This window comes from Leptospira gomenensis, from assembly GCF_004770155.1.
Lineage (GTDB): Bacteria > Spirochaetota > Leptospiria > Leptospirales > Leptospiraceae > Leptospira > Leptospira gomenensis.
Genome location: NZ_RQFA01000032.1, coordinates 14,305 through 34,106 on the forward strand (window position 1 = coordinate 14,305; position 19,802 = coordinate 34,106).

Annotated in this window: 21 protein-coding genes; 8 read left to right on the plus strand and 13 right to left on the minus strand. The window is 46.8% G+C overall.

Annotated features, from left to right (window positions below; genetic code table 11):
• The first annotated feature begins 23 nt into the window (after positions 1-23).
• From EHQ17_RS06770 to gshAB, 6 genes are all read left to right on the plus strand, one after another.
• The gene (locus EHQ17_RS06770; RefSeq protein WP_135592313.1) at positions 24-1,235 is read left to right on the plus strand and encodes a GNAT family N-acetyltransferase; all 1,212 of its coding nucleotides are present in this window, start codon (positions 24-26) and stop codon (positions 1,233-1,235) included.
• The gene (gene clpS, locus EHQ17_RS06775; RefSeq protein ID WP_135592316.1) at positions 1,232-1,567 is read left to right on the plus strand and encodes an ATP-dependent Clp protease adapter ClpS; all 336 of its coding nucleotides are present in this window, start codon (positions 1,232-1,234) and stop codon (positions 1,565-1,567) included. Before EHQ17_RS06770 ends, clpS begins: the two co-directional genes overlap by 4 nt.
• Positions 1,564-3,801, plus strand: coding sequence for an ATP-dependent Clp protease ATP-binding subunit ClpA (gene clpA, locus EHQ17_RS06780; protein ID WP_135592318.1), 2,238 nt, complete (start codon positions 1,564-1,566; stop codon positions 3,799-3,801). The genes clpS and clpA overlap by 4 nt, the downstream gene beginning before the upstream one ends.
• Positions 3,802-3,826: 25 nt before the next feature.
• The gene (gene ggt, locus EHQ17_RS06785) at positions 3,827-5,560 is read left to right on the plus strand and encodes a gamma-glutamyltransferase (protein ID WP_135592320.1); all 1,734 of its coding nucleotides are present in this window, start codon (positions 3,827-3,829) and stop codon (positions 5,558-5,560) included.
• A gap of 98 nt (positions 5,561-5,658) precedes the next feature.
• Positions 5,659-7,119: a glutamate--cysteine ligase gene (gene gshA, locus EHQ17_RS06790; protein WP_246057449.1), complete on the plus strand. Its 1,461-nt coding sequence runs from the start codon at positions 5,659-5,661 to the stop codon at positions 7,117-7,119.
• Positions 7,107-8,138 (plus strand): bifunctional glutamate--cysteine ligase GshA/glutathione synthetase GshB, encoded by a 1,032-nt coding sequence (gene gshAB / locus EHQ17_RS06795; protein ID WP_135592324.1) that lies wholly within the window; start codon positions 7,107-7,109, stop codon positions 8,136-8,138. The genes gshA and gshAB overlap by 13 nt, the downstream gene beginning before the upstream one ends.
• Here gshAB and EHQ17_RS06800 read toward each other — a convergent pair.
• From EHQ17_RS06800 to EHQ17_RS06840, 9 genes are all read right to left on the minus strand, one after another.
• Positions 8,135-8,377, minus strand: coding sequence for a glutathione S-transferase N-terminal domain-containing protein (locus EHQ17_RS06800; RefSeq protein WP_135592326.1), 243 nt, complete (start codon positions 8,375-8,377; stop codon positions 8,135-8,137). The genes gshAB and EHQ17_RS06800 overlap by 4 nt on opposite strands.
• A complete protein-coding gene (gene grxD, locus EHQ17_RS06805) occupies positions 8,377-8,697 on the minus strand; it encodes a Grx4 family monothiol glutaredoxin (RefSeq protein WP_135592327.1) in 321 nt (106 codons plus the stop codon). Before grxD ends, EHQ17_RS06800 begins: the two co-directional genes overlap by 1 nt.
• Positions 8,694-8,921, minus strand: coding sequence for a BolA/IbaG family iron-sulfur metabolism protein (locus EHQ17_RS06810; RefSeq protein WP_135592484.1), 228 nt, complete (start codon positions 8,919-8,921; stop codon positions 8,694-8,696). The genes grxD and EHQ17_RS06810 overlap by 4 nt, the downstream gene beginning before the upstream one ends.
• A gap of 95 nt (positions 8,922-9,016) precedes the next feature.
• Positions 9,017-9,286 (minus strand): BolA family protein, encoded by a 270-nt coding sequence (locus EHQ17_RS06815; RefSeq protein WP_135592486.1) that lies wholly within the window; start codon positions 9,284-9,286, stop codon positions 9,017-9,019.
• A gap of 19 nt (positions 9,287-9,305) precedes the next feature.
• Positions 9,306-10,079, minus strand: a complete 774-nt coding sequence (locus tag EHQ17_RS06820; protein ID WP_135592329.1) for an ABC transporter permease — start codon at positions 10,077-10,079, stop codon at positions 9,306-9,308.
• On the minus strand, positions 10,076-10,993 hold the full coding sequence (locus tag EHQ17_RS06825; protein ID WP_135592331.1) for an ABC transporter ATP-binding protein: 918 nt from the start codon (positions 10,991-10,993) through the stop codon (positions 10,076-10,078). Before EHQ17_RS06825 ends, EHQ17_RS06820 begins: the two co-directional genes overlap by 4 nt.
• 19 nt (positions 10,994-11,012) lie before the next feature.
• Positions 11,013-12,392 (minus strand): dihydrolipoyl dehydrogenase, encoded by a 1,380-nt coding sequence (locus EHQ17_RS06830; protein WP_135592333.1) that lies wholly within the window; start codon positions 12,390-12,392, stop codon positions 11,013-11,015.
• Between the two features lie 160 nt (positions 12,393-12,552).
• Positions 12,553-13,359, minus strand: coding sequence for a hydroxyacylglutathione hydrolase (locus EHQ17_RS06835; protein WP_135592335.1), 807 nt, complete (start codon positions 13,357-13,359; stop codon positions 12,553-12,555).
• Between the two features lie 6 nt (positions 13,360-13,365).
• Positions 13,366-13,680 (minus strand): STAS domain-containing protein, encoded by a 315-nt coding sequence (locus EHQ17_RS06840; protein ID WP_135592337.1) that lies wholly within the window; start codon positions 13,678-13,680, stop codon positions 13,366-13,368.
• A 196-nt stretch (positions 13,681-13,876) separates the two neighbouring features.
• Between EHQ17_RS06840 and EHQ17_RS06845 the strand changes: the two genes are divergently transcribed.
• A complete protein-coding gene (locus EHQ17_RS06845; protein ID WP_135592339.1) occupies positions 13,877-14,833 on the plus strand; it encodes an MBL fold metallo-hydrolase in 957 nt (318 codons plus the stop codon).
• 68 nt (positions 14,834-14,901) lie between these two features.
• Positions 14,902-16,392, plus strand: a complete 1,491-nt coding sequence (gene glpK, locus EHQ17_RS06850; protein WP_135592341.1) for a glycerol kinase GlpK — start codon at positions 14,902-14,904, stop codon at positions 16,390-16,392.
• On the opposite strand, the gene EHQ17_RS06855 is transcribed toward glpK, so the two are convergent.
• The 4 genes from EHQ17_RS06855 to EHQ17_RS06870 form a co-directional block, all read right to left on the minus strand.
• Positions 16,386-17,681, minus strand: coding sequence for a PH domain-containing protein (locus EHQ17_RS06855; RefSeq protein WP_135592343.1), 1,296 nt, complete (start codon positions 17,679-17,681; stop codon positions 16,386-16,388). The genes glpK and EHQ17_RS06855 overlap by 7 nt on opposite strands.
• 217 nt (positions 17,682-17,898) lie before the next feature.
• Positions 17,899-18,189: a hypothetical protein gene (locus EHQ17_RS06860; RefSeq protein WP_135592345.1), complete on the minus strand. Its 291-nt coding sequence runs from the start codon at positions 18,187-18,189 to the stop codon at positions 17,899-17,901.
• Positions 18,190-19,170 carry a PP2C family protein-serine/threonine phosphatase gene (locus EHQ17_RS06865; protein ID WP_135592347.1) on the minus strand — a complete coding sequence of 327 codons (981 nt, stop codon included), beginning with the start codon at positions 19,168-19,170 and terminating at the stop codon, positions 18,190-18,192.
• Positions 19,167-19,784 (minus strand): hypothetical protein, encoded by a 618-nt coding sequence (locus EHQ17_RS06870; protein ID WP_135592349.1) that lies wholly within the window; start codon positions 19,782-19,784, stop codon positions 19,167-19,169. The genes EHQ17_RS06865 and EHQ17_RS06870 overlap by 4 nt, the downstream gene beginning before the upstream one ends.
• Positions 19,785-19,802 lie beyond the last annotated feature (18 nt).

Sequence of the window (19,802 nt, forward strand, 5' to 3'; positions counted from 1 at the left end):
GCAGGCAAGTCCAAAGAGAAAGAATGTCCTCCTTTTCCAACGATATCCGAGTCGAATTCCTAAATTCCGTTCGATCGATTTCCAAAGAGGATTGGGATTCCGTTTCCGATCCGAAAAATCCCTTTTTAGAATACGACTTTTTGTCTTCTTTGGAGGAATCGGGTTGCATCGGTACTTCCACCGCTTGGGAAATTTCCTTTTGTACGTTTTGGAAAAACGGAGTTTTCGGCGGAGCGATTCCCTTTTTTAAAAAATACGATTCCTACGGAGAATATATCTTCGATTTCCAATGGGCGCAGTTTTACGCACAATCCGGTTTGCGTTATTATCCCAAAGGTTTGGTCGCCGTTCCGTTTACTCCCGCCAACGGAAAACGGATTCTCCATACGTCCCGAATTTCTTTGGAGGAGGTGGCCTCGATTTTGATCCCGGAACTGCTTCGTTTTTCCGAGGAGGTGGGTTTGTCCGGGATTCACTTTTTGTTTTTGGAATCGGAAGAAGCGGAGGTTTTACGCAAGTACGGTTTCGTTACGAGGCTTTCGCATCAGTATCATTGGAAAAACAGGAACTATTCGGATTTCAACGAGTTTCTGGCGGATTTTAAATCCAAAAAAAGGATGCAGATCAAACGGGAACGAGAAATCGTCCGCGGTTACGGTTTGAACATCCGGGTCGTGGAAGGGAATGAAATACAAAAAACGGACATGGACGCGATCTGGAATTTTTATTCGGATACACATTCCCGCAAATGGGGATCCGCGTATTTAAACCGACGTTTTTTCGATTTGGCTTGGGAGCGTTTACGCGATCGTATCGTACTCGTTCTCGCGGATAGAAACGGAACTCCGATTGCGGGGACGCTGAATTTCCGCAAAGGGGATGTTTTGTACGGAAGGTATTGGGGTTGTGTGGAATATCTTCCCCATCTTCATTTTGAATGTTGTTTTTACCGTTTGATCGAATACGCCATCGAACATAAACTTCGTCTTTTCGAAGCGGGTGCTCAGGGAGAACACAAATTTTTACGCGGGTTTCCCGCGGTTTCGACGTTTAGTTCCCATCGTATTTTTCATCCCGGAGCGCGAAATGCGATTGAACGTTTTTTGAACGAAGAGAGACTGCACATGCGGGAAATGATCGAGGACACAAACGAACAATCTCCTCTGCGCGAATTGCGGATCGATCCTCCTTCCGAGGACACAACGCGTTCGGAGGAAAAGGAACGGAATTTATGAGCGATATCTTCCGTTTCGATATAGAAGAACAAACCTTAACCAAAGAAAAGGTCAATCTCAAACGTCCTTCCAAATACAGAGTCATCCTACTCAACGACGATTTTACTCCGATGGAATTCGTCGTATGGATTTTACAAGTAGTCTTTCACAGAAGCAGCGCCGAAAGTCAGCAGATCATGCTCAAGGCGCATATCACCGGTAAAGCGTTATGCGGCGTTTACTCGCACGACGTGGCAAGAACCAAAGTCATACAAGTACAACAATTGGCCGAACAACACGGATACCCTCTACATTGTACGATGGAAGTGGAGGAAGGAGAAGAAGAATCATGATTCTTACCGAAGAAATGGAGCGCACCTTAAAAAAGGCCTGGGAAGAAGCCAAAAAAAGAAGAAACGAATTCATCACACTGGAACATATCCTTTTGGCGATCACGTTCGACGGAGTGGGTCAGGAGGTTTTGGAAGCCTGCGGCGCCGACTTGGAACGTTTACGACAGGAATTGAGTCAGTATTTGGATCGGGAACTCGAGTCCTTTCCGGAATCCTCCGGAGAAGTGGATCCGATTTATACGATCGGAGTGCAACACGTATTACAACTCGCCGAATTCCACGTTCAGTCCACGCGCAATAAAAAGATGGATGCGGGGGACGTGCTCGCGGCTTTGTTTCGGGAGGATCAGTCCAACGCAGTGTATTTTTTGGGAACTCAGGATGTATCCAGATTGGATATAGTTCGATACATTTCTCATGGAATCCGCAAGGATAGAAAACAACGGGAAAAGGAAACCATCAACGAGGACGGGGAGAAAATCCAGGATCCGCTGCGGGCGTTCTGCGTCGATCTCACGGCCAAGGCCCGGGAAGGAAAGTTGGACCCGATGGTAGGAAGGGAAGACGAACTGGACCGGACGATCCACATTCTCTGCAGAAGAAGAAAGAACAATCCCATCTTCGTTGGAGAGGCCGGGGTGGGAAAAACCTCCATCGTGGAAGGTTTGGCGCAGAAGGTCGTAGACGGAAAGGTTCCGGAACCGTTGAAGAATCTGAAGGTTTATTCGTTGGACATGGGACTACTTTTGGCGGGAACGAAATTCCGAGGGGAGTTCGAGGAACGACTCAAGAACGTGGTGACTCAGATCACTTCCCAGGAAGATCATGTTTTGTTCATAGACGAAATCCATACGATCATAGGAGCGGGCGCGGTTTCGGGCGGTTCTTTGGACGCTTCCAATCTTTTAAAACCCGCTTTGTCCAGCGGAGAATTACGTTGTATCGGAACGACCACATACAAGGAATATAAATCCATATTCGAAAAGGATCATGCGCTTTCGAGACGTTTCCAAAAGGTGGAAGTCGGCGAGCCTTCCGTTTCGGAGACGGTCGAGATCCTGAAAGGATTACTCGGAAAATACGAATCGTTCCATCGGGTGAAGTATTCCGCTTCGGCCGTCGAACAAGCCGCCGAGTTATCCGCACGATACATTCTCGATCGTAAACTTCCCGACAAGGCCATCGACCTTTTGGACGAGGCGGGAGCGAGGGTTCGTTTACGCGAGAATGGAAAAAAGACGGTGACCGTTCGGGAGATCGAGGAACTCGTTTCCAAAATCGCGAAGGTCCCTTCGGTGACGGTCAAAGCGGATGATCGGGAAAAACTCAAAAATCTCGATCAGGATTTGAAGCAAAAAATTTTCGGACAAGATTCGGCGATCGATCAACTCGTCCAATCCATTCGACTTTCAAGAAGCGGTTTGTCGGAGCCCGGGAAACCGGTGGGCTCCTTTCTTTTCGCGGGACCGACCGGAGTGGGAAAAACCGAACTCACACGGAAACTTGCCGAGATACTCGGAGTGGAGCTCGTTCGATTCGACATGAGCGAATACATGGAAAAACATACGGTCTCCCGTTTGATCGGTTCCCCTCCCGGTTACGTAGGTTTCGAACAGGGAGGACAATTGACGGACGCGGTGTATCGCAATCCACATTGTGTCCTGCTTTTGGACGAAATCGAAAAAGCTCATGAAGATATTTATAATATTCTGTTGCAGATTATGGATCACGCCACCCTTACCGACAACAACGGTCGTAAGTCGGATTTCAGACAGGTGATTCTGGTCATGACCACGAATACGGGAGCGAGGGAAAGAGCGACCAATCCGGTCGGTTTTGGCAACGACGTTTTGGAGGATCGGAGCACCAAGGCGATCGAACGTCAATTTTCCCCAGAGTTTCGAAACCGTCTTACCGCGGTGATCGAATTCTCTTCCTTGAATCCGGAAAATGTAACCAAAGTAGTTGCAAAACAGCTTGCTCTTTTACAGGAAAGATTAAACGTTAAACAAATCGAACTGGAGTTTCAGGAAGACGTGTTGCAATACGTTGCTACGCAGGCATATACGCCCGAGTTCGGAGCAAGGCCCGTACAAAGATGGCTGGACACTCATATCTCCAAACGAATTTCGGAGGAAATTCTTTTCGGAATTTTGAAAGCCGGAGGAAGGGCCAAACTCAAAGCCGGCAAGGACGGCATCGAATTCGAGTTTTTCGCCGGAAAAAAATCCTGAAATCGTTTCCGAAATATAAACCCCGATGAAATCAAAAACCGTATCGATCCTTATCCTTATTTTATTCGTTTCCTGTAGGGAACTTCCTCTCACCGTAGAAGGCAAAAAAATTTCCACGGATTTGCTCGTCCTTCCGGCGCACGAAAAACGACATTCCGATTTTTTCAGCGAAAGCGAATCACTTATGATCGCCTCCGATTCTCCGGAAGCCACCGCGGCCGGCGTGGAAGTCGGCAAGTTGGGCGGAAACGTCGTGGACGTAACGATCGCGACCTCCTTCGCGATTTCGGTTACTCGACCCCATTCCACCGGTTTGGGGGGAGGCGGGTTTTTGGTATTGTATCTGAAGGAGTTTCCGGAACCGATTGCGTTCGATTTTCGGGAACGTGCCCCCGGAGCGGCGTCTCGAAATATGTATCAGAAGAAACCGAAAGAGGATTCTCTTTTCGGTTATCGGGCCGTAGGTGTTCCGGGTAACGTGGCCGGTCTTGTGCAGATTCACAAACGATACGGAAAACTTCCCTTAAAAACCGTGATCGCACCCGCGATCCGGTTGGCGGAACAGGGGTTTCCCGTTTATCCCGATCTTCGTTCTGCGATCCAAAAATCCGCAAAGGATATGGACGAAGAAATGAAGTCGATTTTTCTCGTAAACGGGAACGCCCCGAAAGTCGGCGAACTTTTGATCCAGAAAGATCTTGCCAAAAGTCTAAACCTCATCGCCGAATCCGGGGACAGGGAATTTTATCGCGGAAAAATCGCATTGTCTCTCATTACGGCCATGCGTCTCAACGGAGGATTGGTTTCCTCTCGGGATTTGAACGATTTTAGAGTTCTGGAAAAGAAAACGCTAAAATCGACTTACAGAGATTATACGATTTTTACGATGCCTCCGCCTTCCTCGGGAATTCACCTTCTTACGATGTTATCGATGGCCGAAACCAAACCTCTTCGGGAACTGTATGAAAAGGACGCGACGGAATATTATCATTTCCTTGCGGAAGTTATGAGAAGAGGATACGCGGACCGGGCCATTTTAGGAGGAGATCCCCAGTTTACGAATATTCCCGTGGAACTGCTGCTCTCGAAAAAATACGCGGAACAGAAAATCTCCGACTTCGATCCGGAATCCGCTTCCGAAAGTTCCTCGTATTTGAAGGATCTGAATCCGAGGGCGGAATCTCCCCAGACCACGCATATCTCGGTCATGGATCGGGAAGGCAACGCGGTAGCGACGACTCAATCGATCAATTTTCGTTTCGGCGCCTCGGTCGTAATCCCGGGTTACGGGATCGTACTCAACGATACGATGGATGATTTCAGTCGGGCTCCGGGAGAACCGAACGTCTACGGTTTGATTGGGGCGGAGGCCAATTCGATTCTTCCGAAAAAAACTCCTCTGAGTAGTATGTCTCCCACGTTGGTTTTCCGAGGAAAGGAAACCGTTTTAGCTACGGGTGCTCCGGGAGGTTCGTATATCGTAAACGCGGTATTGCAGTCCTTGATTTACAATTTGGATTTTAAACTCACTCTGTACGAATCCGTAGCGAGGGGAAGGATCCATCATCAATTTTTTCCGGACGCGGTTTTTATCGAAAAACCGGTGAACGAACGGAACGTATTCGACGGACTTTCCGTGAGGAAACACGATCTTAGAATCGCACCGAACTTCGCGAAGTTGTTTTCCGTCAAACGGGAGAACGGAAAACTCTTCGGAGCTTCCGATCCACGTGGAGAAGGAGCCACAGGCGGATTTTGAAAACGAACCTACGAACCAGACCGGATTTGGAGGAACTTTCCCTCGAGCTACTTCTGAGACACGCCGTCAAAGCCAAACACGGTTTGGAAAAAGAAAGTATGCGGGTCAAACCGGACGGCACCCTCGCGGACACGCCTCACCCGGAACATCTCGGATCCAGTCTGACCAATCATTATATCAAAACCGATTTTGCGGAACCGCAGTTGGAATACGCGACCCATCCCCGACCCCGAATCGAAGCGAATATTAGAGAATTACAGGATTTGCATATCTATACGATCCGAAAGCTGAACAACGAACTGATTTGGCCATTCAGCATGCCTCCGATTTTACCCGAGGACGAATCCAAAATTCCTCTTGGACAATACGGAACTTCTCCTTCGGGAAAGTGGAAAACGATTTATCGAAACGGACTCGGGCTTCGCTACGGTAGGAGGATGCAGACCATATCGGGGGTTCATTACAACTTCTCTTTTTCCAACGTTTTTTTGCGGCAGTTTTTGCGTAAGGAAATCTCCCAGTTCACCAAAGAGGAAATCTCTTCCTTGTATCTGCACGTCATTCGAAATTTTTTAAGAAGGGTGCACTATCTCACGTATTTGACCGGTTCTTCCGCGGTTTTCGATTCCACGTTTTTAACCGATCCGAACGATCCTCGTTTCGATAAACACAAGAACTTTACGCGTTATTGCCTACACGCGACCTCGCTTCGTATGAGCGAAATCGGTTATACCAGCAGCGTTCAGGACAGTCTGGGAATTCATTACAATTCCCTGGGGGAATACGTGGATCGTATGTGTTATGCGGTTCATACCCCGTATGAGGAATACGAAAAATTTCAGACTGGACCGGACAGACAACTCAATCCGAATTATCTTCAGATAGAAAACGAATTTTACTCGCCCGTACGTCCGAAACAGGTTCCCAAAGGCGACGAACGTCCGTTAGACGCTCTTTTGCAACGAGGGATAGAATACGTCGAAATTCGTTCTCTCGATATCGATCCGTATTCTCCCGTGGGAGTATGCAGACACAATCTCGCGTTTACGCAACTGATCCTTCTGGATTCTCTTTTGAACGATTCCCCTCCTATAGAAGAAGCGGAAAGAAAAATACATAAGGAAAATCTAAATAAGGTGATCTGGGAAGGGCGGAAACCGGAACTTACCGTGGATGTGGACGGTAGTCAGAAAAATTTTCTTCAAACGGGAGAGGAATACTCCGAATCTCTGCGAAACTACGCTAAGTTGTTGGATCGACATACGGGACGCAGAACGTATCAGGATGCGATCGATTTTCAGATCAAAAAATGGAAGGATCCGCTCAAAACCCCTTCCGGAAAACTTCTTTGTGAAATCCTAAAACGGGATATCGAATTCCGGGACAAGGGGATGGAATTGGCGCGGGAAAATAGAAGAGCGCTTTCCTATTTGGAATATTCTCCGGGAACCTTGTCTCGGATCGAAAAGGAAGCGTTACGTTCTTTTCAAGAGAAGGAACAATTGGAACGGGAAGAATCCCAAACTCAGTATCCAACGGTTAAGTTATGCAATCATTGAAGTTGGGATCGGGTGAGCGGCTTTCTCCCGATCTTTTTATCCTGGAAGGTTTCGAGGATTTGGAAATTTCCTCTCAGATCGTGATCCGGGACGCTCTCAATCGAGGTTTAGAAGTTCAGATCCTGGATCGTAAGAGTCATTTTATACGGATCAAAAACGATTCCGGAAAAACCGAATACGTGAAAGAGGCTTCTAAAACGGATCTGGATTCCTACATGACCTTCTTGATCATGGAGAACAAAACGATTACGAAAATCAAACTGATCGAAGCCGGTCTGCTTGTGCCCGCCGGAGATGCGTTCGGGGATCCAGTCGAAACATTCGAATTTTGGAATCGACACTCCTCCCAAAAAATGGTGGTAAAACCTGTGACCACGAATTTCGGAATCGGAATTACGATCCTTTCCCCCGGAGCTTCTGCGGAAGACGCAAAGAAGGCGATCCAAATCGCGTTTCATCATTCAGAGTCCGTCATCGTGGAGGAATTTGCGGAAGGAAACGAATTTCGCTTTTTGGTGATCGGGGAAGAGACCGTTGCGGTCTGCAATCGAATTCCGGCGAACGTTACGGGAGACGGAATCAGTTCGGTTGAACGTTTGGTGGAAATCAAAAACGGGGACCCGAGAAGGGGAATCGGACACGTTACTCCATTGGAAAAAATTCAACTCGGCGACACCGAATTGGAAGTTTTACGCCAATCCGGTTTGGATCAGAATTCGATTCCGAAGTCCGGGGAGAAGATCTTTCTTCGTAGGAATTCCAATATCAGTACCGGAGGAGATTCTCTCGACGTTACTGACCGAACCCATCCGTTTTATAAGGAACTAGCGGTAAAAGCCGCTCGGTCCGTAAATGCTAAAATCTGCGGAGTGGATATCATTCTCAAGGATTTGGAACAGAAGGGCGATTATAGAATTTTGGAATTGAACTTTAATCCGGTTTTGTACATACACAATTATCCGTACGAAGGGAAAAACCGGGACGTAGGAAATAAAATCCTGGATCTTTTGGGATTTTAAAACCCCCGTTTCCGACGTACATAAGCGACGATGTCCCGCGATTCATACAGTTTCGTATCTCCATCTACCAAAAAAGGAACCTGACTCAAACCTCCGAGGCGAATCACCTCTTCTCTTCCGGGAGTTCCCCGGCTGGCTTCCACGAGTTCGTAATCCTTTCCCGGAACCAAACCCATTTTTTCGAATTCCTCACGGACGTACGAAGAATACGGGCAGGTTCTGTATTGGTAGAGTTTCATTACGCCGGGATCGTTCCCACCTTCTTTTGAAGTTCCCCGGTTCTGGCCATTTCCACTACGATGTCGTGACCTCCGATGAATTCTCCGTTGACGTAAAGTTGCGGTATCGTCGGCCAATTCGCGTAGTCTTTGATTCCTTGACGGATCGATTCGTCCGATAATACGTTAAACGATCCGAATTGGATCCCCAAACTTCGCAATACGTTAGACACACCGGCGGAAAAGCCGCACATCGGAGCCTCCGGAGTTCCTTTCATAAAAAGAAATACCTTGTTTTCTTTGATCAATCCTTCGATCGTATTTTTTGCGGTTTCGTTCATTCTTGTATCCTCGTTTCGAGTGCGAGCGCGTGCACTTCCTGTTTTAGTTCTTCCTTAAGAGTTTCGTATACCATTCTGTGTTGTTCCAACATCGACTTACCTTGAAATCCTTCGTAAACCACGATCGCTTTTATATGGACCCCGTCCTTGTGGGGATCCAGGATCGTTACCTTGGAATTGGGAAGTCCCGACTGGATTTTGTTTTTTATTTCTTCGATCGTCATCGTTCTTTTTTTTAGACCTTTCATTTCGTTTCGAGGGCATTTCAAAACGTTTTTCGTTTTAGCTTTTCCGATCCCCGTTTTGTTACAATCCTAAATTATACGGGCTCCGAGGTTTCGAGCGTGATCGCGTGTAGTCCGGATGTAATCCAGGGACGAAGTAGATCGTATACCATTCTGTGTTGTTCCACTTTGGATTTGCCGGAAAAAAGTCCGGATACGACCGTAATTCGAATATGGGTTCCCTCGAGTTTGTGCCCCGGGTTTCCGGAATGCCCCGCGTGTTCGGAACTGTAATCGTAAACCTCGATCGAGGAAGGTAGTAGTTCCGTTTTCAGTAGACGCAGTATTCCTTCTTGTACGCTCAGGGACGATCCGCGCAAACGTTCAGCTTCTGATTCCATAACCTCTCCTTAGAAGTATTACGGAAATCGAATATGTGATTATCGTGGATATTACGATCATCCCCAAGGCGAATCCCGGGTGGATGTCGCTTACTCCCAAAAAACCGTATCGGAACGCGTTCACCATATACAAAATCGGATTCAGTTGCGAAAGATTCCGCCAAAAAGGAGGAAGCATTTCGATCGAATAAAACACGCCCCCGAGGTACGTAAGCGGGGTAAGTATGAAAGTGGGAATGATGGTCACGTCGTCGAATTTTTTCGCGAACAAAGCGTTTAAAAATCCGCCCAGGGAAAACAGAAAGGAGCTGAGGACGACGGTTCCGAGCAGCATAAAAACGTTATATACTTCCAGTCGTGTGAAAAACAAGGAAACCGCGATTACTAGTAAACCCACCAAAATTCCCCGTACGATTCCGCCCACGGTATAACCCAATACGATGAGAGACGGAGGAGTGGGAGATACGAGTAGTTCCTCGATGTTTCTCTGAAACTTTGCCCCGAAGAAGGAGGAAACCACGTTGTTGTACGAATTTATGATCACCGACATCATCACTAAACCGGGAACGATGAATTGAATATACGTGTGATTTCCAATGTTTCCTATCTGCGATCCGACTAACTTTCCGAAGATGATGAAATAAAGAGTGATCGTGATTCCGGGAGGGATCAAGGTTTGAATCCAGATTCTCAGGATACGAACGGTTTCCTTGATGACTATTGTTTTGAACGCGTTGAATTGTTCCGTTACGGTCATGGTTTTTTCTCCACCAATTTCAGGAAAAGCTCTTCCAAACGATTGGATTTATTCCTCATACTTTCGACTTTGATTCCGCTCGATTCCAAAATCCGAAACAGATCGTTTAAGGACGCGTCTTCGTAGAGGGACGCTTCTAAAGTGGAGTCGTCGATCTGTCTGATTTCCACCCCCGGAACGTTCGTATGCGGAAGGAACGTTCCCTTGAAATCCAAAAGAAATGTTTCGTGATCCAGCTTCTGCAGAAGTTCCTTCATCGTAGTGTTTTCCACGATTTTTCCCTGGTCAATGATCGCGATATTTCTGCATAAACTTTCCGCCTCTTCCAGATAGTGTGTGGTCAGGATCACCGTGACCCCGGAAGCATTCAGTTTCTGCAAAAATTCCCATAGGGATCTGCGCAGTTCTATGTCCACACCGGCCGTTGGCTCGTCCAGGATCAGAATTTTAGGATTGTGGATGAGGGCGCGTGCGATCATCAATCTTCGTTTCATTCCACCTGAAAGTCTTCCCGCTCCTTCCTTTCTTTTTTCGTACAAGCCGAGTTGGTTTAAGTATTCAGCGGCGCGTTCGACGGCGAGTTTACGTTCCATTCCGTAGTAACCGCCTTGGTTGACGACGATCTGTTCCACTTTTTCGAAGATGTTGAAGTTGAACTCCTGAGGAACGACTCCGATGTAGGATTTCGCCTTCGCCAAATCGACGTCAATGTCCGCTTCGAAGATGCGGACTTTTCCGGAAGTTTTATTTACGAGAGAACTTAAGATTCCTATGGTCGTGGACTTTCCCGCTCCGTTCGGTCCTAAAAGCGCGAAGAAATCTCCGCTTTCCACGTTGAGATCGATTCCACGGAGCGCGTGAACACCTCCGGAATACGTCTTAGTCAGGGCTTCGATTTGAAGAGCGAATTTCATGATCTGTTTTTTTCCGTCCTTAGTTCGTTTGTAAAAGTTCTTTGGCCTTTCGAGCCGCGTTACGCGCAATCTCCGGAAGCGCGGGATGGATGTAGATCATCCTCAGCAGGTCGTCTACGGTTCCGTTCATAGTCATCAAAAGAATGAAGAGGTGAATGACGTTGGAAGCCTCGTCTCCGATCGCGTGTGCTCCAAGAACACGACCCGTTTTTTTCTCCGCCAGAAGTTTGATAAATCCGGAATCCGAAAGACGGGCCATTCCCGTGGCGCTCGCGCTGTACGGATTTTTCACCGAGATATAATCGACGTTTTCGAGGATCAATTCCTCTTCCGTTTTTCCTACCTTGGCCACCTGCGGATGAGTGAAAACCGCGTGAGGGACCGGAGGATATTCGATGGGAACTCGCTTTTTTTCCCGGTATAAGGTGCGGAATAAAAATTCCCCCTCGAAGTTGACCGAATGTCTGTAAAAATATCTTCCGATTACGTCACCCAACGCATATACGTTGGGAACGGAGGTTTCCAGGTATTCGTTGACCCGAATGTAACCGCGCTCGTCGGTTTGGATTTCCGTGTTCTCCAAACCGAGAAGATCCGTGTTCGCACGGACGCCGGTCGCAACGAGAAGCGCTTCGGCCTCGAGGCGGACCGTTTTTCCGTCGGCGATGACGTCCGCAAAAAACATATTTTCAGAATATTCAATTTTTTGAATTTTAGAGCGCAGTAATACGTTGTGGCTTTGGGTGAAAATCCGTTCGAATTCGTCGGTGATTTCCTTGTCTTCGTGTTTCAACATTCGATCCCGCACCAAAAAGGTTACGTCGGTGCCGAACGCGGAATACGCGAACCCTAATTCCAAGGCGATAAAACCTCCTCCGATTACGATCATGGATCGGGGGAGTTCGGTTCTGCGGAGCGCTTCTCTGCTGGTCATAAACGGAACCGAATCCAAACCCGGTATGTCCGGAATCGCGGGTCTGGCTCCCGCCGCGATGAAAATCCGATCGGCCTTTAGGGTTTCTCCGTTGACGGAAATCGTATCGTTGGAAAGAAAACGCGCGGTGCCGGCGAAATAATCGATGTTCGGATTTTTTTCATACGCGGGAAGAATCGAAGCGGAATCGTCGTCCACGGTTTTGGAAATACGTTCGATCAATGTTTTAAAATCGACCTGCGGTTTCTCCGGGAATCGGATTTGAAACTTTTCCGATCGGGCGGCGAGGGTCATGATTTCCGCGGGATAGAGGAGCATTTTAGACGGGATACAACCTCGGTTGAGACAGGTTCCTCCGAGGCTTTCCTTTTCGATCGCGGCCACCTTGTACCCCAATTTCGAAGGAGGGGTGACTAGTTTGGTTCCGCCCCCGGTTCCGATTACGATGATGTCGTAGTGTTTCATAACGTTTAGCGTCTCAATGCGAAATCCTTGCGAATCTCGGTTTCAAAACGAATACCGATCGGCGTGAACGGAAAGAGATTCGTATCGAATTCTTAAAAAAGAACCGTAATAGTTACACATTTTGCTCGCCTTGTTTTAGGGCAAACGATTTCCGGAAGAATTACCATTTGTCGCGGAGCGTGCGTAAGGAAACGAAGAAGTTTTTGGGAAGACGCGGATCCCAGCTTTGACCGGTTTTTTGGAGGACGGCTTGCTTCAAATCCGAGGAGGGATCCTGACAACGCAAGAATACGTTGATTTTTTTTTCCAAGGCCAAATCGTTCGTCGGAAAATCTTCGTCGGGTGCAAAGGTTTCCAAACGCCGGATCTCCTCGAGAGCCGAGGGGTTGTTGGGATCCAAGGAAAGGGTAAATCGAAGATTGGTCTCCCAGTAGTCGTGTCCCGGGTACAAAAGAATCTCGTCTTCCATCGGATAAAACTGCTCCAAAACGGTTTTGGCCAGGATTTCCGCGTCTCCTCCTCGGTAACAATTACCGACGCCTGCGTTGAACAAAGTGTCACCCGTAAAAATCGCCTTTCGTTTTCCTGCTTCAACGAGCAAAAGACAAACGTGGCAAAAGGTATGTCCGGGAGTATCCAGAATTTCCAAATGAGAGTTTTGGGACGCGAGAATTCGATCCCCCTTTTTTACGGGATGGGTCGCGTGGGGAATTTTGCCGATCGCCCCGGGATGAGCATAAACGATCGGAGAATACAAATTCACCAAACCCTCGTTGCCCGAGGTATGATCCGCGTGTTCGTGCGTGTTGAGAATGAAATCCAAGTTCCATCCTTTTTCTTCGAGGAATTTCCGGATCGGAGCGGAATCGTACGGATCCAGAGAAAGGGTTTTCCCGAGTTCCGGATTATGAAGGATATACGTGAAATTTCGTAGGGGGCTGCGGGTATAAAACCGAAAGATTTCCAAACGGATTTAGCGGATGATATCCAGATGTTTATCCAGATTGGCGATTTTTAGGATCGTCATCACGTCCCGGCTGATGTTCTTGAGTTTGAGGGAGCCGCTGCGTTCTGTGACGTATTTCTGGGAATTGAAGATCGCACCGATTCCCGAAGAATCCAAATACGCGTCTCCGGAAAAATCGAGCACGATATCCGTGAATCCCTCTCCGTGTTTTTTGATAATCAATTCCTTCAGAGCGAACGCGTTTTTGAGACTGATGCTCCCTTGAATCCGAATAGTGCAGGTAATTCCTTCTGTGAGGATTTCTGTGTTAAAGTTTTCCACGATTGCTTTGCTCGGAACTTGTTTTGAATCCTATTCGATCGGCATACTCGGTAAACAAAATTTTTTTCCGAGCCTTCCTACTGGAAGAAATTTTTCATAAATAAAAAGAATTAGCTGGAAATCCTAAAGGAATCGATAATTTTAGACAACATTTTCCTGAAAAATCCTCTTCGTTTCAAGGCTGTTTTTTTAAATTATGCGCATAAAATTTTGGGGTGTTCGCGGTTCCATTTCCTCTTCCGTTCGTGGGGAATCGATCCGAAATAAGGTTCAAAAAATCCTCAGTTTGGCGACTCCGGCCGATATCCAAAGTCCCGAGGCCATCGATACTTTTTTGGACTCGCTTTCTCTTTCCAGTTGGAGCACCTACGGGGGAAACACCACCTGTATCGAAATCCGAGATCAAAAAGACAATCTTGTCATCGTGGACGGAGGAACCGGTTTACGCGAACTCGGAAATTCGATTTTGCACGAAGGTTTTTTGGAGGGAAAGGGAAAGGCAAAATGGATCTTCACCCACACACATTGGGACCATATCCAAGGGATTCCTTTTTTTGTTCCTTTGTATTCGCCCGGAAATGCGTTTGAATTCATCAGCTCCGTGGACAACCTGGAGGAACGGCTCAAATACCAACACGCGTTCACACATTTTCCGGTTCCTTACGAAGGGTTTCGTTCCACCAAAACGTTTAAGTTCATTCCCGAAGGAAAAGCGTTTCCCGTTACAGAATCCATTTCCGCGATTTCCAAATCGGTCCGTCATCCGGGGGGAAGTTTTTCGTATCGTTTCGAGGAAAACGGTAAGTCGTTGATCTTCGCTTCGGACGCGGAATTCAATCTGGATGAAATGGAAAATATCCAGGACTACCTCAATTACTTTCGAGGGGCGGACGTGCTCGTGTTCGACACACAATATACGTTCGAAGAGTCGCTTCAAAAAATCGACTGGGGTCACAGTTCCGCGTCGATGGCCACCGACATCGCGTTGCGTGCGAACGTGAAAAAACTGGTGATGTTCCATCACGATCCTTCGTATGACGACGAAAAGTTGGACGCCGTTTATCTACGCGCCTTGAAATACAAGGAAATGTTCGACCCGGACAATCAACTGGAAATCATCATGGCTTACGAAGGATTGGAACTCGAAATTTGAAGTTCCTATTCTTTTCGTAAAGCGGAATCGAATCTTATAGTTTAAAGTTAGGGAGAAGGAATTTGCCCATGAGCGAGTATATCATCGGTATCGACGCGGGAACCACAGGGATTCGAACTTTTTGTTTTAATCGATCCGGAAACGTCATTTCCAGCGCGTATTCCGAATTCAAACAACACTATCCAAAACCGGGATGGGTGGAACACGACGCCGAGGAAATCTGGGTGAAAACCGAAAGACTCATTCTTACCGCGATCAAAAACGGAAAGTTAAAACCGGAAAACGCGGTCGCAATCGGTATTACGAATCAGAGAGAGACTACCGTACTTTTCGACAAGGATACCGGCAAGCCGGTGTACAACGCGATCGTATGGCAGTGTAGAAGGACTTCGAATACGTGTATGGATCTGAAGTCCAAAGGTTTGGAACCTCTTTTTCGGAAAAAGACGGGTTTGGTGTTGGACGCCTATTTCAGCGGAACGAAAATCCAGTGGATTTTGGAGAACGTAAAAGGGGTCAAGACCCGCGCTGAAAAGGGTAAGGTCCTATTCGGAACGATAGACACGTATCTTCTCTACAGACTTACCAACGGAAAGTCGCATAAGACGGACCATACGAACGCAAGTAGAACATTGATTTATAATATAGAGAAAAAGGAATGGGATCGCGAGCTCACCCAGGCCTTGGGAATTCCGGAAGCGATTCTGCCCGAGGCGCATAATTCCAGTTCCTTATTCGGAAGAACGGAAAAGGTAAAAGGGCTTCCCGACGGAATTCCCATTTCCTCCTTAGTCGGGGATCAGCAAGGAGCTTTGTTCGGGCAACTTTGCACCGAACCGGGAGAGGCGAAAAATACGTACGGAACGGGTTGTTTTTTGCTGTTTAACACCGGAAATAACTTTCAAATTTCTAAGAATAATTTATTGACTACGTTGGGCTGCGGACCCGAGGGAAAAACCGTATATTGCCTGGAAGGTTCCGTGTTTATAGGAGGCGCGGTCGTTCAATTTTTACGGGATAATTTGAAATTCTTTAAGGAATCCAAAATTTCGGAAAAGCTGGCGGCTTCGGTAAAGAAAGAGGACGACGTGGTTTTCGTTCCCGCCTTTGCGGGGTTAGGTGCTCCCTATTGGGATATGAACGCGAGAGGAGCGGTTTTGGGATTGACACGCGATACAACGGCGGAGCAGATCACTCGTGCAGCGCTTAAGTCCATCGCGCTACAATCGTACGAGCTGGTGGAAGCTATGGAGAACGATACCGGATCGAAACTTAAGGTGTTGAAAGTGGACGGAGGTGCTACCGGAAATTCGTGGCTCATGCAGTATCAATCCGACATACTGGGAAAACGAGTCGTTCGGCCGGCAAACGTGGATACGACCGTATTGGGCGCGGCATTTTTAGCCGGATTGGAACGAGGATTTTTTCCCTCCGTCAAGGATCTCAAGAAAAAGCTGAAAACGAGCAAAGAATTTTCTCCCCAGATGAAAGGGCCGCAGAGGGAAAAAGAGATTCGGATTTGGAAGGAAGCAGTATCCCGGATCAGGACCAATCAATAGTCGAAACTCAAAACGCAACATTCGAACGTTTTTTTTTCCGTCGTTACCCCGGCTCCACAAACGAGTCGGAATGTCGGGTAATACGGAATTTCCAGGATTCTTCCGGGTGGAATTTTTAAAAAGAACTGTTCGTCCCGTTCCCGTTTGGAGATCAGAGTGTCGAAACGGAGGATTTCGATCCACTCCGACACGCGGAAAAGGATCATACGTTCCGTAACTGCGTAGAGTTCGATGGAATTTTTTCCGCTGATCTGAAAATTAAATTTATCCGGATTAGAGACGCTGCGGAATCGAACTTCCTGCGCGGTATTCGGATCGGTTTTTATTTCCCGTTCGTTTTCACGATAAATCGAGAATATTCCATCTTCGTAATATATTTTCCTAGAAAAATTCCTGTAGATCTCCCTTTCGATCGTCTCTTCTAGAGATTCTCCCGATTCAGGTTTTTTTATCGGAGATGCGAGTACGGATTTTAGTTTGTTTTTAGAGATATTGTTTTCTATCATACTCCTGACCGGCGGGGAAAGACGGGCCAGAGAATAACGTACGATTCGTTCATCCATCGATATCAGTATCCGATTTAAGAACGGACCGTGGATCAAAGGTAGGATTTCGATTTGAAAGATTTTATCACGCAGAAAAACCGCGAATTCGGGTTCGTGGCTGAATAAATTGGATACGATCGTCTGTTCTTCGGAGGCGGTACCAGAGTACAGGATTTTAACGAGTCTAAATAGAAAATTTTTCCCTTTTGCGTCGAAATACAGGCTTTCTATTTTTTTTTCCACGTCGGCTTCCGATAGTTCCGGGTTTACGATATCCTTCAATGAAAGATAACGTGTCGAAACCGTTTTATTCCTTCTTTGACGAAAGAGTTTGAATTCCCCGTTTCTCGACGTTCCTAAGGTTGTGAGTTCGTTTTCCTCTCTGGATATGGAAAAAGGAATTTTTCCCAAAGGGCGGTGTGGATTCTGTTTCACGGGATACCGGGAACCTTCGACGATTTCGAACGTGGTTTCCGGAAAACGTTCGGAGGGTGAGTGAATCGTGCCGTTTTCGTAACGAAGATACGCCTTGCTGCGCATACTTCGGGAAGGATACGAGTTACGATTGTATTCGACCGAATATAAAAATCTAGGTATCAGTCCAAACGACGCAAACAGATGCGGAAGTTCCTCGATGTCCGTCGTATTGAAATCATAGAAAAGATCCGCCTTCGCTTTGAGTCGAACCACGGAATCCGGATTGGCAAGAATGAAAAAGTAATTCGTTCCTTCCTGAAATATCATACGTAGGGTCGGTCAATGCGTGGATTTTTCTTTTTTCGATGAAGATACGATGAAAACTTGCCTTCACGGGTTAAAAATCGAATTTTTCGATTTCCCACGAAACGGTCGTTTGATCTTTCAAAGCGTCACGATCTTCGAACATACGAGACTTCCCATTTCCCTTACGAATCAAGATAGAACTTTTTTCCCGTTTTTTTGGAGTGGAAGAAATTTCTAATTAAGAAGGTCGAATCGTTTCCGGAATCGGTTCGGATAAACCGGGAGGGGAATACGTCCGTTTTGTAAGTTTGGATACGAGAGCTTTTTTGAAGGCGGAGAAATTGTATTCCGTTTGGAGAATTTTAATTTCCTCCTCGAGACCGAACGGGAGGAAATCTATGATTTCATCTTCGCTCATGCCTGTCACGAGAGCGGTGTCTTGTAGGATTCTTCCCAATTTGCGTGTGTCTCGATCTTCCAAAACGACTATCGAAAGGATTTTTTTTTCAAGCTCGGTATATTCCAACATTTACTTCTTACGCATCATCAGGATGGTCATATCGTCTTGGATTCTTCCACCTGTATGAACCAATATCTCCTCGAATAAATCTTCCGCAATTTTTTTCAGACTATTTTTCGGAACTTCGTCGATAAAGCGAAAAAGACTTTCTCCGAAATAAAGATTTCCGTTTCCCTTCTGCTCGTAAAGCCCGTCCGTAAAACAAAAGACGATGTCGCCCGGTTTCATGTCGAATTTTCTCCGGCCGTGGACGTTTTTTAAACTTGCATTCATCGTGTTGGAAATGAATTTCCCGTCCGTTTCCACGAGCTCCGTGGTTCCTGTTTCACTTTTGTAATGTACGAAACTCGGATGAAGCCCCGAGTGTTCCACGTTTCCCTCCGAATCGGCTTTGATCAGAAGGAAAGTAGCGTATAAACTCGAATTGAACGAAGGATAACGTTCTATCCTTCGGGAAAGTTTTTCGTTGATCTCTTCGATCACGTCGTAGGGTGCGGAATGTGCGTGAACCAAAAGGGACATTTGCTGAAAAATCATCATACTGAAAAGGCCGGCCAAGTAACCGTGTCCGACCGAATCGCCGATTCCGATCCAGTAATTTCCGCGGGAGTCTTTTAAAAAATTATAGAAGTCTCCTCCGATCGGATTGTAGGTGAGGGTCCTCGCGAAAATTTCATAGTTTTCGTCCTCCAAGTCCGTAGGAAAAAGATAGTTCTGCATTCTATCGTCGCCTTTGCGGTAACGTTTCATGATTTTTCCGCGCACTTCCTCGGAGGGGAATACACGTTTGATCAGGTTGAATATAATAAATATATAATTTACTAAGTAAAGGAGCACCACGGATAACGTTCCGAATACGATCTTTTCCTTGACGGTGATCTCCAATCCGAGGATCGTAAAAACGGCCGCCAAAAGAAAAATCAGGTTCGCTGCGGGCACCAACCAACCCAATCTTTGTAAACGGACTTTCATGGAATTTTCGAAATTCATGGTTTATAAAAATATGCGTGAAACTGGAATTCCTTTTTGAGAAGATTGCGTCTTGCGATCGCAAAAAAACGATCCTCCGCGTAAGGAGCGCTCATTCCGTCCAGGAGCCCGTAGCTTTTTTCCTCGTATCCGGTTTCATACAATAATGGGACGAGGGTTTTCGTTTCGGAATCATAGTGATACAATAATTTATGCGAAAACGGGGCGTATTCAACTTGAAACGGTTCCGAATTTCCGGAATACGATAGTTCCGCCTTTTCCTGTGTTTCTAATAAGACCCAGTTTCCGGAAACGGAATAGATCCCTTTGCCGACGACGATCGTGGTCCTATACTCGTTTTTATCCTTAATTTCCCTACGAGTCGATTTTTCGAATCTTCCGGTTCCCGAATTCAAAAGTATATTTTCGTGTACTATATTTTTATAATATAGCGTGTTTCTATGGGAACGTTCCGGACGATTTCTCACATAAAGTCCGGCCGGAATCGTGGCGAGCGAAATTTCCGATCCGGAGTAGGGAAGGGTGCGAATCCAGGATGAGGAGGCACACTGGGACAGGAAGAGAATCAAGAAAAAGCGGAAAAGAGCGGTTGTGGTCCGCCGTAGGTTTCTCATCCATTCCTCCTCTCGGGA